The sequence below is a fragment of the Massilia cellulosiltytica genome (assembly GCF_047325105.1).
GTDB lineage: Bacteria > Pseudomonadota > Gammaproteobacteria > Burkholderiales > Burkholderiaceae_D > Telluria > Telluria orientalis.
This window is the reverse complement of the sequence record NZ_CP168562.1, coordinates 725,086-738,282: the sequence shown is the minus strand read 5'-3', so window position 1 is coordinate 738,282 and position 13,197 is coordinate 725,086. Positions and strand designations below refer to the sequence as shown.

At 69.2% G+C, this 13,197-nt stretch carries 10 protein-coding genes; 5 read left to right on the top strand and 5 right to left on the bottom strand.

Annotation, left to right across the window (positions count from 1 at the left end; all coding sequences use genetic code 11):
* Positions 1-60 precede the first annotated feature (60 nt).
* From ACEN9H_RS03280 to ACEN9H_RS03270, 3 genes are all read left to right on the top strand, one after another.
* A complete protein-coding gene (locus tag ACEN9H_RS03280; RefSeq protein ID WP_413673771.1) occupies positions 61-1,812 on the top strand; it encodes an ABC transporter ATP-binding protein in 1,752 nt (583 codons plus the stop codon).
* Positions 1,802-3,604: an ABC transporter ATP-binding protein gene (locus ACEN9H_RS03275; RefSeq protein WP_413673770.1), complete on the top strand. Its 1,803-nt coding sequence runs from the start codon at positions 1,802-1,804 to the stop codon at positions 3,602-3,604. The genes ACEN9H_RS03280 and ACEN9H_RS03275 overlap by 11 nt, the downstream gene beginning before the upstream one ends.
* A gap of 205 nt (positions 3,605-3,809) precedes the next feature.
* Positions 3,810-5,879: a diguanylate cyclase gene (locus ACEN9H_RS03270; RefSeq protein WP_413673769.1), complete on the top strand. Its 2,070-nt coding sequence runs from the start codon at positions 3,810-3,812 to the stop codon at positions 5,877-5,879.
* A 123-nt stretch (positions 5,880-6,002) separates the two neighbouring features.
* Here ACEN9H_RS03270 and ACEN9H_RS03265 read toward each other — a convergent pair whose 3' ends face one another.
* Genes ACEN9H_RS03265 through ACEN9H_RS03250 form a run of 4 tightly spaced genes read right to left on the bottom strand, consistent with a single transcriptional unit; the run spans position 6,003 to position 9,953 of the window.
* Positions 6,003-6,356 (bottom strand): hypothetical protein, encoded by a 354-nt coding sequence (locus tag ACEN9H_RS03265; protein ID WP_413673768.1) that lies wholly within the window; start codon positions 6,354-6,356, stop codon positions 6,003-6,005.
* Positions 6,353-7,606, bottom strand: a complete 1,254-nt coding sequence (locus ACEN9H_RS03260; protein ID WP_413673767.1) for a cytochrome-c peroxidase — start codon at positions 7,604-7,606, stop codon at positions 6,353-6,355. The genes ACEN9H_RS03265 and ACEN9H_RS03260 overlap by 4 nt, the downstream gene beginning before the upstream one ends.
* The gene (locus tag ACEN9H_RS03255) at positions 7,596-9,005 is read right to left on the bottom strand and encodes a metallophosphoesterase family protein (protein ID WP_413673766.1); all 1,410 of its coding nucleotides are present in this window, start codon (positions 9,003-9,005) and stop codon (positions 7,596-7,598) included. Before ACEN9H_RS03255 ends, ACEN9H_RS03260 begins: the two co-directional genes overlap by 11 nt.
* 60 nt (positions 9,006-9,065) lie before the next feature.
* On the bottom strand, positions 9,066-9,953 hold the full coding sequence (locus ACEN9H_RS03250; protein WP_413673765.1) for a LysR family transcriptional regulator: 888 nt from the start codon (positions 9,951-9,953) through the stop codon (positions 9,066-9,068).
* A gap of 89 nt (positions 9,954-10,042) precedes the next feature.
* On the opposite strand from ACEN9H_RS03250, the gene ACEN9H_RS03245 reads away from it, so the two are divergent.
* On the top strand, positions 10,043-10,462 hold the full coding sequence (locus tag ACEN9H_RS03245) for a PACE efflux transporter (RefSeq protein ID WP_056130482.1): 420 nt from the start codon (positions 10,043-10,045) through the stop codon (positions 10,460-10,462).
* 102 nt (positions 10,463-10,564) lie between these two features.
* Positions 10,565-12,355, top strand: coding sequence for an FAD-dependent oxidoreductase (locus ACEN9H_RS03240; protein ID WP_413673764.1), 1,791 nt, complete (start codon positions 10,565-10,567; stop codon positions 12,353-12,355).
* On the opposite strand, the gene ACEN9H_RS03235 is transcribed toward ACEN9H_RS03240, so the two are convergent.
* The gene (locus ACEN9H_RS03235; protein ID WP_413673763.1) at positions 12,336-13,193 is read right to left on the bottom strand and encodes a hypothetical protein; all 858 of its coding nucleotides are present in this window, start codon (positions 13,191-13,193) and stop codon (positions 12,336-12,338) included. The genes ACEN9H_RS03240 and ACEN9H_RS03235 overlap by 20 nt on opposite strands.
* Between the last annotated feature and the right edge of the window lie 4 nt (positions 13,194-13,197).

Below are 13,197 nucleotides of genomic sequence, written 5' to 3'. Positions count from 1 at the left end.
TAGCGGGCCTTGGCCCGCTTTTTCTTTTTTCACTCACCAACAACAAGAACAGGATCTTCAATGGGTTTGGCAAAGCTGATCGGCGGCTTCGTGCGCCGGCACTGGCGTTCCTATGCGTCATCGGCGGTGATGCTGTTCGGCGTGGCGCTGTGCACCGTGCTCGTACCGCGCAAGGTCGGCGCGATGATCGACGGTCTCGCCGCGCACCGCCTCGGCGGCCATGACCTGCTCATCCAGATCGCGCAACTGCTCGGCCTCGGCCTCGCGATCTACGGCCTGCGCGTGGCATGGCGCCTGCGCCTGTATTCCGCGTCGTACCGGCTCGGCGTGGAACTGCGCACGAAGTTGTACGACCGCCTGTCCGCGCAAGGCCCCGCCTTCTTCCAGCGCCAGCGCACGGGCGACCTGATGGCACTCGGCACCAACGACATCGACGCCATCGAGCAGGCGGCCGGCGAAGCGATGCTGGCCGGCTTCGACGGCACGCTCACGCTCGTCATGGTGCTGGGCATCATGTTCCTCGGCGTGGACTGGCGCCTGACGACGATCGCCCTGCTGCCGTTCCCGTTGATGGCGCTGGCGTTCTGGCGCATCTCGAGCCACATCCACACGGCGTCCACGGATTCGCTGAAGCGCTTCTCCGCGCTGAACGACCACGTGCAGGAGACGCTGTCCGGCGTGCGCACCCTGCGCGCCCTCGGCCTGGAACAGCGCAGCGCCGACCAGTTCGCGCAACTGGCCGCGCGCGCCGCCGACGCGAGCCTCGCGGCGCAGAAATGGGAAGCGGCGTATGAACCGGCCGTCGGCCTCACGCTCACCGCCGCCACCGGCCTCACGCTGGGCCTCGGCGGCTATCTCGTGTGGCAGGGCCAGATCACGATCGGCAGCCTCACCAGTTTTACCATGTACCTCGGCCAGCTGATCTGGCCGATGTTCGCCGCGGGCTGGGTGCTGTCGCTGATCGAGCGCGGACGCGCCGCCCTCGCGCGCCTGCAGCCGCTGCTCGATGCGCCGCTGACCGTCGACGACCGCGGGACGCTGGAGACGCTCGCGCGCGGGCCGCTCGTGCTGGACCACGTCCGCTTCCATTACAGCGACGACGTGCGCCCCGCGCTGGACGACGTCTCGCTGCGCCTGGAACCGGGCAAGACGCTGGGCCTCGTGGGCGCCACGGGCGCGGGCAAATCCACCTTGCTGCGCGTGCTGCTGCGCCAGGCCACGCCGCAGCACGGCCGTGTCACGTGGGGCGGCCATGCACTCGACGAATACACGCTCGCGACCCTCCGCGCGCACATCAGCTGGGTGCCGCAGGAATCGTTCCTGTTCTCCGCGTCGATCGCGGAAAACATCGCCCTCGGCCGCCCGGGCGCAGCGCGCGCGGAGATCGAGCAGGCGGCGAAGATGGCCGCGATCCACGACGACATCCTCCGTTTCCCGGACGGCTACGACACGCCCGTCGGCGAAAAGGGCATCACGCTGTCGGGCGGGCAGCGCCAGCGCGTGGCGATCGCGCGCGCGCTGCTGGCCGACAGCGCCCTGCTGCTGCTCGACGACGCGCTGTCCGCCGTCGACACGGGCACGGAAACGAACATCCTCGACCATTTGAACGACGTGCGCCGCGAACGCCCGGAACTGTCGGCCATCATCGCGAGCCACCGCCTGTCGGCCGTCGTGAACGCGGACCTGATCGTCGTGCTGCGCGAAGGCCGCATCGTGGAGCGCGGCACGCACGACGAACTGCTCGCCCTGGACGGCTGGTATGCCAGCCAGTGGCGCTACCAGCAACTGGAGGCCAGCCTCGATGCCATCTGAAGACGTCAAAAAGAGCGCGATCAAGAGTGTGACTGCGGCGCAGGCGCGCCAGGCGGCAAGCCTGCTGCGCCGCGCCGCCCATCCGGACCGCGCCCACCTCGGCTGGGCCACGCTATGGCTGATCCTCGCGGCCGGCCTGGAAGTGGTCGCCCCCCTGTTGGGCAAGAAGCTGATCGACGACCACCTGCTGCCGCACCACCTGGACTGGACGCGCATGGGGTGGCTGCTGGCCGGCGTCGTCGTCACGGGCATGGCCGCGTCGTGGCTGCGCTTTTTGCAGCTCGTGCGCCTGTCCGGCATGGCGATGCGCGCCGTGCAGCGCCTGCGCGAATGGGTCTACGGCCACGTGCTGCGCCTGCCGATGGCGTTCTTCGACCGCGCCATCACGGGCCAGCTCGTGAGCCGCGTCACCAACGACACCGAGGCGGTGAAAACCCTGTACATCCAGGTGTTGTTCGTGATCCTCGATTCCAGCATCGTCCTCGTCGGCACGTCCATCGCGATGGCGTGGCTGGACTGGCGCCTGATGGTGATCGTGCTGGCGCTCGTGCCGGCCGTGCTGGGCATCGTGTGGCTGTACCAGCGGCTGTCCGCGCCGGCGGTCACGCGCGCGCGCGCGCTGCGCAGCGACATCAACGGCCAGATGGCGGAATCCATCGGCGGCATGAGCGTGCTGCAGGCGAACAATGCGCAGCACCGCTTCGGCCAGCGCTTCGCCCACACCAACGACCAGCACTACACGGCCCGCGTGGCCGAGCTGCGCGCCAACGCCTTCCTGCTGCGGCCCGCGCTCGATTTCCTCAACGTGGTCCTGCTGGCCGTCGTCATCTACAGCTTCGGCCAGCGCAGCATGAATGCCGTCGAAGTGGGCGTGCTGTACGCGTTCATCAGCTACATCGCGCGCGTCGTGGAACCGCTCATCCAGATCACGATGCAGTTCTCGGGCCTGCAGCAGGCCGTCGTCGCCACGGCGCGCGTGGCCGCGCTGCTCGACGAAGCGGGCGCCGCGGAGCACCAGGCCGGCCGCGTCACGTCCGCACGCAAGCCCGTGGCGGCCGACGTCCCCGCCGTGCGCGTGCGCGACCTCTCCTTCGGCTACGCGGCAGGCCAGACCGTGCTGCACGACCTGTCGCTGGACATCCCGCAGGGCGCGTTCTTCGGCATCGTCGGCCACACGGGCAGCGGCAAGTCGACGCTGCTGTCGCTGCTGCTGCGCTACTACAATGTCGAGCACGGCACCATCACCCTGTTCGGCGAACCGCTGGCGACGATCGGCAACGAGCGCTTCCGCGCGGAGGTCGGCCTCGTGCCGCAGGATCCGTTCCTGCTGGCGGCGTCGGCACGCGAGAACATCGACATGGGCCGCGGCCTGTCGCAGGCAGCCATCGAGGCGGCCGCGCGCGCCGCGCATGCGCACGAGTTCATCGCGCGGCTGGAACAGGGCTACGACACGCCGCTGGGCGAAGGCGGCTCGCGCCTGTCGTCCGGCCAGAAGCAGCTGATCGCGATCGCGCGCGCCCTCGCCGGCCGGCCGCGCATCCTGCTGCTGGACGAGGCCACGTCGCGCATCGACAGCCAGACGGAGCAGATCGTGCAGCAGGCGCTGGACGAGTTGCGCGGCCAGGTCACGATCATCGCCATCGCGCACCGGCTGTCGACGATCCGCGACGCCGACCGCATCGTCGTGCTGAACCACGGCCGTATCAGCGAATCGGGCAGCCACGACGACTTGATGCGCATTGAAGGCGGCCTCTACCAGCGGCTGTATCTGCTGCAACAACTGAGCGTTTGACCACGCCCTTTGCTTCCTCGATATCGTTGACGCCGTAGAAACTTTGTTAGTTAAACACTATTTTTGTTACGGCGCGGCTTTTTGGATACGAAACCTGTATTTTTTAGGCACAATCGTTCCATTAATTGATCTTTCTCAATTGCAAGAGCCTATAATCGCGTACGCAGATGTCCTAAATTAAGGGACTACACTTCCTCGGGGAGGCATGTTGGCAGGTCTATACCGTGCAGCGCAGCACCGCCGCAGCCGTGCGCTGCTGGCTCTGCTATTGGTCGTTTCCGGAAGCACGCTGGCCGCCGATGTGCCGGAAGAGCCTGTGCGTGCGCGCTTTGCCGAACTCGGGGAAATCATCCGCGTCACGCCCCAGCGCGCGGTGCCGCTGCTGGCCGGCCTGGACGCCCAGGCGCGCCGTACGCCCGCCGAATACGCCCGCCTGCTCACGCTGTCCTGCGACCTGAGCCACCGCCTCGGCAAGCACGTGGAAGCCGTCCAGCTGTGCGAACAGGCACTGCAACTGGGCCGCCAGGTGCACGACGACAGCCTCGTCGCGCGCGCCCTGCTCTCCAAGGCGTATGCCCTGTTCGGCCTGAACGAAATGAGCCAGTCGCACCAGCTGGTGTGGGAAGCCGAACGCCTCGCCGCCGCCAGCACCGACGTCGACCTGCGCATCCTCGTGCAGATCTCCTCGGGCGAATCGTTCGCCGAGGAAGGCAACTTCCCCGTCGCGCTGACCAAGATGCAGGGCGCCGTGACGCTCGCGCGCCAGAGCGGCAACAAGCTGCAGATCGCCGTCGCGCTCAAGTCGCTGGCCTACCTGTACAACCAGATGCGCGAATTCGACAAGGGGTTCGAGGCGATCGGCGAAGCGGAACAGCTGGCGGAGGCGATCGATTCGCCGGGCCGCCTGGCGATCTTCAAGACGACGGAATACATCCTTGCCGCCAACAGCGGCGACATGGGACGGGGCACGACGGCCCTGCTGTCGGCGCTCGCGCTGGAACGCCGCATCGGCGCCGACGCGATGATCGCCAATACGCTCGTCAACCTGGCCGACTCGTACCTGAAGCAGCAGGACTGGCGCCGCGCGCTCGCGTACGCCCAGCAGGCGCTGGAGCAGGCGCAGAAGCTGCACGACGACGCCCTCGCCGCCACGGCCCGCGTCAACGTGGGCCAGGCCTATCTCGGCATGGGCCGCCTGGCCGAGGGCAAGAAGCACATCGAGCAGGGCATGGACTGGTACCAGCGCTCCGGCAACAAGCCCGACCAGCAGGGTGTCCTCGTCGAATACGGCGATGCGCTGGAACGCGCCGGCGACCTGCCCGGCGCGCTGGCCGCGTATCACCGCGAGCGCGCGCTGTCGAACGAATTGTTCGAGACGCGCCGCCAGAAGGCGATGATGGAGCTGCAGGAAAAATACGAGGCCGACAAGCGCCAGCGCCAGATCGAGATGCTGCGCCAGGAAAACCAGGTCAAGTCGACCGAAATCGACAACCGCCGGCTGCAGCAGCGCATCTGGTGGCTGCTGGCGCTCGTGTTCGCGCTCGCGTCGGTCATCGTCGGCATCCTGTACCGCAAGGTGCGGCACGCCAACGCCCAGCTCGAGGTCAAGAACCATGAACTCAAGCAGCAGAGCGCGCGCGACCCGCTGACGGCGCTGTACAACCGCCGCCACTTCCAGGAATTCATGCGTTCGCACCAGGACATCGGGCGCCGGGGTGCGGGCACGAGCGGCGAGGACATGGTCAGCGCGATGTTCCTGCTCGACGTCGACCACTTCAAGCACATCAACGACACGTACGGCCACGGCGCCGGCGACGCCGTGCTGCGCGAGATCGCGGAAGCGCTGCGCGAGATCCTGCGCGAGACCGACATGATCGTGCGCTGGGGCGGCGAGGAATTCCTCGCCTTCCTGCCGGCCGTGCCGAGGAACAGCCTGGACGAGGTGGCGCGCCGCCTGCTGGCCGGCATCCCGGCACGCACGATCGACTACCAGGGCACGCGCCTGTCGGTGAACGTATCGATCGGCTTCGCGCCGTTCCCGCTCGTGCCGGGCACTCCCATTTCTTGGGAACGCGCGATCAACATCGTCGACATGGCGCTGTACCTCGCCAAGGGCCACGGCCGCAACCGCGCGTACGGCGTGCGCGGCGTGTCCGGCCTCGATCCGGCGGCGCTGGACGAGGTCGAGAACGACATCGAAAAGGCATGGCGCGCGGGGCTCGTGGACTTGGCTATCGTGACGGGGCACGTGCCGGAATTACGAATGGCGTCTTGAACCTCGTCGTCCTCGCGAAAGCGGGGATCCATGCCGAGTCTCCGAAGCCCGGCATCAATTTCCGGCGTACCGAATCCGGTTGCTCGGTATGGGTTCCCGCTTCCGCGGGAACGACGGTTCAGGTCACTTCGCCGCCTGCTGCATCTTCTCCCCGGCCTGTTCCACCTTCTCCCCGACCCGTTCCGTCGCCTCCTTCGCGCCTTCGCGCGCCTCGCGCACGGCCTGGTCGGCTTTCTGGACCTGGGTCTGGACCTTGTCCTCCACCTTCTCGTTGATCCGGTCGATCTTCTCGTTCACGTGGTCGAGCTTTTCCTGCACGCGCGCGCCGGCCGCGTCGACCTTCGCCTGCGCCCGCGCGCCCGCGTCGTCGATGGCCTTGCCGGCCTGCTGGGCAGGGCCCACGCCGTCCGTGCCACGGTTGCACGCCGCCAGGAGACAGCCCGCCAGCAGCGCGCCGATGATGGATATCCGATTCATCTTGCACCCTCCTTTGTTGCCGAATATACACCTGCACCACGCGCCGCGGCGGACGCTTCGAACGGCGCATCCGTCAGCGTGCGCAGGAACGCGACGATGGCGTCGATGTCCGCATCGTCGAGCGCCGGCTTCATCCCCTTGCGGCGGTTGTACGGCATCGTGGCCACGTTGACGTTGCCGCGGTGGCGCGGGGCCACGTCGTCGAACTGGCGCCCGTCCTTGTACCAGCGTTCGGGCTCGATCGAGCGGGTGGCGTAGAACGCGACGGCGTCGCGCAGGTCGGAGAAGACGCCGTTGTGCATGTAGCGCTCGCGCGCGGCCACGTTGCGCAGGCTCGGCGTGCGGAAGTAGCCGCACCACTGCTCGGGCTCTTTCCAACCTTTTGCACGCCCCGTCGCGCACAGGCCCTCGTCGAAATGGCGCGGGTCGCGGTTGGCGGGAATGGCGCGGTTGCGCGGCACGCCGATGGCGTCGTAGCCGAAGTCCGTGAACAGCGAGCGGGCCGGGTTGGTCGACGTCTCGTTGAACTTGTGGCAGCTCGCGCAGTTGCCGCGGTCCGAGTCCTTGAACAGTTTTAGCCCGCGCAGTTCCTGCGGCGTGAGTGTCGCCTTTCCCTGCACCCAGGCGTCGTAGCGCGACGAGAACGGCGACATGTCACGGCTTTGCAGGAAGGCGTCCATCGCGGCGCCGAGGGCGGCCAGGGTGCTGGCCGTCGTCCTGAATACGGCCGGGCCGAAGGCCTGTCTGAAACCGTTCGCGTACGGCGCGGCGCGCAGCTTGCGGGCGATGTCGGCCTCGCTCCGGTTGTGCATCTCGAGCGGATCGAGCAGCGGATGGCGCACCAGTTCCGCGACGGTGTCCACGCGGCCGTCCGTGAACAGGCCGCCGAACGGCGTGGGCGCGAGTGCGTCGTCGTCCTGGTAGAAGAACAGCGGCGGCACGTACGCGGCGTACAGTGCGGACGGCACGTTGCGCCTGCCGACGAGGTCCGGCCTGCTGCCCAGCGCCACGCCGATACGCGAGCCGTGGTTGCCCGCGAAACCCTGCGCGGGATCGTGGCAGCTTGCGCAGCTCGTGCCGGCCGGTTCGGACAGGCGCGTGTCGAAGAACACCTGCCGGCCCAGCGCCACGCGCGCGGGCGCGGGCGAGAACGGGCCGGCCACGCCGGGCATCGCGGGCAGTTGCGGCGTGCCGGCGAATGCGGTGGATGCCGCCAGCACGCTTGCGACGATGAATGACTTACCCAGCAAGGAAGCCCGCCCTGTCGCAATTGAGGCGGTTGTTGGCCAGCGCGCACGTGGCCATCAAGGTGCCCGTCTTCGTGTAGGCCCTGTACGTCCAGCCGCTGCCCGCGCGTTCCATCAGCATGAAGCCGAACGTATTGCCGTGCGTGATGCGGTCGACCGTCACGCCCGGCGCCGGCGGCAGGTCGGCCGGGAACGGGTCGGGCAGCGCGACGTCGAGGTTGTCGCCGCCGTTCCCGCTCACGAACGTGGCTGGATGATTGGATGCGAAGCTGATCGCCTGGAAGTCGTGCACGTGGCCGTGGATCGCGAGCGATACGCCGGCCGGATAATACGCGGTCGCGTTCAGCTGCCGCATCACCGACAGCAGCGCCGCATTGCCGCCCGCCGGCGCGCCGCCCGCGATCGGCGCGTAGCCGAGAATCGGGTGGTGGTTGACGAACAGGCTCGTCGTCTTCGCCTTGCCGGCCAGCTGGGCGACCGTCCTGAATTCGTCCTGGTACGCGAGGAATTGCGGATCGTTCGTCGCGAGCGCCGCCTTGCCGGCCTTGGCGGAATCGAACACGATCACCTGCGTGTCGCCGCCCAGCGGCACGGCATATGGCGCGGTGTAGTTGGCGGCGGCGTCATTGGCCGGATCGTCGCAGGTGCGCTTCGAGCTGTAGGCCTGCGTGTCGAGCAGGCGGAACCAGCCCTGGCCGGCGCGCGCGCATTCCTCGTGGTTGCCGCGCACGACGATCCACGGCGCCGCAGCCAGCAGCGGCGCGGCCGGCTTGAACAGGTCCGCCTCCCATGTGTCCCAGCCATAGCCCCACGGGCTGTCCTTGCAGCCGGCGATGTCGGACGGGCAGGCGTTTTCGCGGTAATGGTAATCGCCGATGTGCATGACGAGGTCCGGCCGCAGCTTCGCGGCCGTGGCGGCGATCTGCGCGAGCGGCCACGCGTCGGCGTCGTTGCACGACTGCCAGGCGTTGTCGGCCTTTTTCAAACGGCAGCCCGTGTCGGCCAGGATGACGATGCGTTGCGGCGCCGCCTTCGGCAGCGGCAGCGTCCTGCTGCCGACGTGCGCCTCTTTCGCATCCGCCGCCACGGCCGCTTCGCACACGTTGAGCGGGAACGCGGACGGTTTCGAGTCGGCGGCGGCGCTGGCGGTCGTGCGCTGCGCCGGCGTGCCGGCGGCGGCGCGCAGGGTCATGCGCGTGTCGGCGCCGTCGACCGTGATCACGGGGCACGTGCCGTACGTCGTGGCCGCGCGCGCGACCGGCTTGCCGCCGTCGCCCATCACGACCCACGCGTATTTCACGTAGTCGTCCTTCGTCGCTTCGTCGATATGCGTGGCGCTGCAGCCGGCGAGCAGGCTGGCCACTGCGACGGCGCCGAGGGTCCGGCCGTTCGATCCGATCATCTGTGTGTCCCTTCGTGCGTGATTGAAATCGCAACACGATAAGGACGCAATATGACCCCGCTATGACATCCGCCAGTCCTCGCGCATCAGGTCCACGTAGCGCCGCGCACCGAGGCCCAGCGGCCGCTCGCGCGACCACACGACGTCGACCCACAGACGCAGCGCGTTGCTGATGTTGTCGAAGCCGATCTCCACGAGGCTCCCGGCCGCCACCAGCGGCTGCGCGAGCGCGCGCGGAAGATATGCCCAGCCGAGGCCCGCCTGCACGAGGTTCAGGGTGGCGAGGTAGCTGTCGACGCGCCACACGTCGCGCGCGTGCACGAAGCGCGGATCCCTGCCCGCGCCATCGCGGCCCGCGACGACGACCTGGCGCTGGTCGATCAGGTCTTCCAGCCGCGGCGCGCCGCCCGTCAGCAACGGATGGCCGGGCGCCACTACCGCGACGAGCAGTTCGCTGCCCACTTCCTGGAACGCCTCGCGGTCGTCCAGCCGCTCGCGCTCGAACACGAGGGCAAGCTGCACGCTCCCGTCGTGCAGCAGGCGCAGCGCGTCCGCCTGCGGCGCCGACAGCACTTCCACTTCGAGCGACGGGAATTCGCGCGCCAGCACGGCCAGCGGCGCGCTCCAGCGGCCCGCGATCAGTTCCGGCACGACGGCCAATGTCAACCGCCGTTCCAGCCCGCCGTGCAGCGCGAGCGCATCCGCCTGCAGCCGCCGCATTTCGCTGGCGACGTGGCGCGCGCGCGGCTCCAGCGCCCGCGCGTCGTCCGTCGGGCGCGGGTCGCGTCCCGACCGGTCGAACAGGATCAGATCCAGTTCCGCTTCGAGCTGGGCGATGGCCATGCTGACGGCCGACGGCACACGTCCCAGCGCGCGGGCCGCCGCCGAGAAGGAGCCGTGGTCGAGCACGGCCAGGAAGATGCGCACGCTGTCGCTGGTGAATGCCATGATCTGTCAATAAAGTTGAAAGATTCTGGCTTTATACATCAACTTGACCGACATATCCTTACGCCATCGAGATTGGAAAGAGCAAAACCATGCAAGGCATCAAACGCAAGATCGTCTACGTCACACTGTACGAAGCCATCGCCATCGCGAGCACGACGGCCGGCCTGGCCGGCCTCGCCGACCACGACGCGGGCGCCGCCGGCATCGCCGCCGTCCTCGCGTCGGCGACGGCCGTCGCCTGGAACCTCGTCTACAACACCTTGTTCGAAGCGTGGGAAGCGCGCCAGGCCAAGCGCGGCCGCAGCCTGCTGCGCCGCGTCGTCCACGCCATCGGCTTCGAGGGCGGTCTCGTGCTCGCCATCGTCCCGATGTTCGCGTGGGCGCTGGACACGTCGCTCGTCGACGCCTTCCTGCTCGACATCGGCCTCGTCGTGTTCTTCGTCCTCTACAGCTTCGCGTTCAACTGGGCGTTCGACCTTGTGTTCGGGTTGCCGAAAGCGGCGGCCTGACGTCCGGTTCGCCCCGGCCGTCTCCCGGTTCGCCACATTCCGCTCGCCCGCGCGTGCACGCCGGCGTAGCCTGACCGGCATTCGATCCAGTCAGGAGACACCGTGAAACGACGATTCCTTCTCAAGGCCGCGGCGACGCTGCCGTTCGCATTCGCAGGCGTCACGACCGCCGCACCGCTGCGCCGGCGCGTGCGGCCGGGCGATCCCCTGTGGCCATCCGCCGCCGCGTGGGACGACCTGAAACGCAGCGTGGGCGGCCGGCTCGTCAAGCTCGACGCGCCGTTCGCCGGCTGCGCCGCCGGTGCGGATGCGCCGGCCTGCGCGGCCGCGCTGGCGCGGCTGAAAAACGGTTTCGAGATGGGCGACCAGCCGAACTTCACGCACACGAGCGGCTGGCTGGACGCCTGGTCCTCGCAGCCCAGCGCGTACGCCGTCGCAGCGCACACGCCGGCCGACGTCGTCGCGGCCGTGAACTTCGCGCGCACCCACGACCTGCGCCTCGTCGTCAAGGGCGGCGGCCACAGTTACCAGGGCACGTCCGACGCGCCCGATTCGCTGCTCGTCTGGACCCGGCACATGAACGACGTGCGGTTGGAACCCGCGTTCGTCGCGCACAACTGCGGGACGGCGCCGCAGCCGGCCGTCACGGTGGGCGCGGGCGCCATGTGGATCGACGCCTACGATGCGGTGACGACGCGCGCCGGTCGCTATGTCCAGGGCGGCGGCTGCACCACCGTCGGCGTGGCGGGGCTCGTGCAGAGCGGCGGCTTCGGCAGCTTTTCCAAGCGCTACGGCACGGCGGCGGCCGGCCTGCTGGAGGCGGAAGTCGTGACGGCCGACGGTCAGGTCCGCATCGCCAACGCCTGCACGAACGCGGACCTGTTCTGGGCATTGAAAGGCGGCGGTGGCGGCAGCGTGGGCATCGTCACGCGCCTCACCTTGCGCACGCGCGAGCTGCCGGCCACGTTCGGCGCCGTCTTCTGCAAGGTGCGCGCGGCCGACGATGCCGCGTTCCGCGCGCTGGTCGGCAAGCTGGTCGAGTTCTATGCGAAGGACCTGTTCAATCCTCACTGGGGCGAACAGATCGGCATCCACGGCGACAACACCGTCGACGTCTCGATGGTGTTCCAGGACCTCGACGAAGCCGGCGCCGCACGCACGTGGGCGCCGCTGCTCGACTGGCTGCGCGCGCATCCCGGCTGCTCGTTCGAGAAGCCGTTCCAGGTGCTGGCCCTGCCCGCACGGCATATGTGGGACGCGGCGTTCTTCCGCGAACACGCGCCCGGCTTCATGGTCGCCGACCCGCGTCCGGGCGCGCCCGCGCATCACGTGATCTGGAAAGGCGACACGGACCAGGAGGGCTGGTTCATCCACGGCTACAAGTCGGCGTGGCTGCCGGCCGGGCTGCTCGATCCGACACGCCAGGCCGGCCTTGCCGACGCGCTGTTCCAGGCGAGCCGGCACTGGAGCGTGGGCCTGCACTTCAACAAGGGCCTGGCCGGCGCGCCGCAGGCGGACATCGACGCGGCGCGCGCCACCGCGACCAACCCCGCCGTGCTGGACGCGTTCGCGCTGGCGATCATCGCGGGCGGCGACGGGCCGCGCTTCCCCGGCATGCCCGGCGGCGCCGTCGATACGGTCCGCGGGCGCGCCCGCGCGCAGGCGATCGGCCGGGCGATGGACGCGCTGCTCGCGGTGGCGCCGCGGGCCGGTGCGTACGTCTCCGAAAGCGATTACTTCCAGGCCGGCTGGCAGGACGCCTTCTGGGGCGCCAACTATCCGCGGCTCGCGCAGGTCAAGCGCAGGTACGATCCGGACGGCCTGTTCTTCGTGCGCCACGGCGTGGGCAGCGAAGCCTGGAGCGACGACGGTTTTACGCGTCTGGCGGAATAGCCAGCGGATGCTCGGCGCGCGCGGCATCGATGCGCGCCTTGAGCGCGCGCGTGTTGTCGTCCTCGCCCCAGCGCTTCGTGAACGCCTGCAGGCGCGTGCGCGCCCGCTCGACGCTGCCCGATTCCAGCGAAGATTCGATCGGGCCGCGCGCCTCCGCCCACGCGCTCGCACGCTGGCGCTTGCGCGTGCACGCGCTGGACGCCTCGTTCAGTTCGCGCTGCAGGCGTTCCAGCTGCTGCGGCGTGGCGCGGCTGCTGCGCAGCGCGATCAGCTCGGCCTGCGCCTGCTTGCCCTGGCAGGCCTGCGCGAGCGCGATGGCGCCGTCGATGCGCTTGTCGATTTTCTTCGCCGACGGCTTGGCCCACAGCCACACGCCCCATAGCACGGCCAGCGCGACGATCCACCAGCGCAGGCGGATCGGCTGGCGGCCCGCCGGTGCCGGCGCAGGTGGCGGCGTCGGGTGCGGCGACCACGGGATGCCGCGGCCCCGCTCCGGCGGCGGCGCGGTATTGGCCTCGACCGGGCGGCCGCCGTGGCCGAAGGCCGTCGCGGACGGCGTCGGCTTCGGCGGCGGCGGCGGTGGCCGTGGCACCTCCTGCACGGTATCCGGCGCATCCGACCAGCCCGACAATCCGGCGACGGCCTCCGCCCCGGCTGTCGCGGCAGCGGCAGTTGTAACGTTATCGGCGGCAACGCGACGTACGCGTCCATCGTCCTGCGGTGGCGGCGGTGCGCCTGCCTGCTGGGCCGTCCCGCAATACGGGCAATACTGCACGCGGCGCGGCATGCCGCGTGCGCAGGCGGTGTTGATGCAGCGGTAGATGGCTTCGTCCTGCACGGTG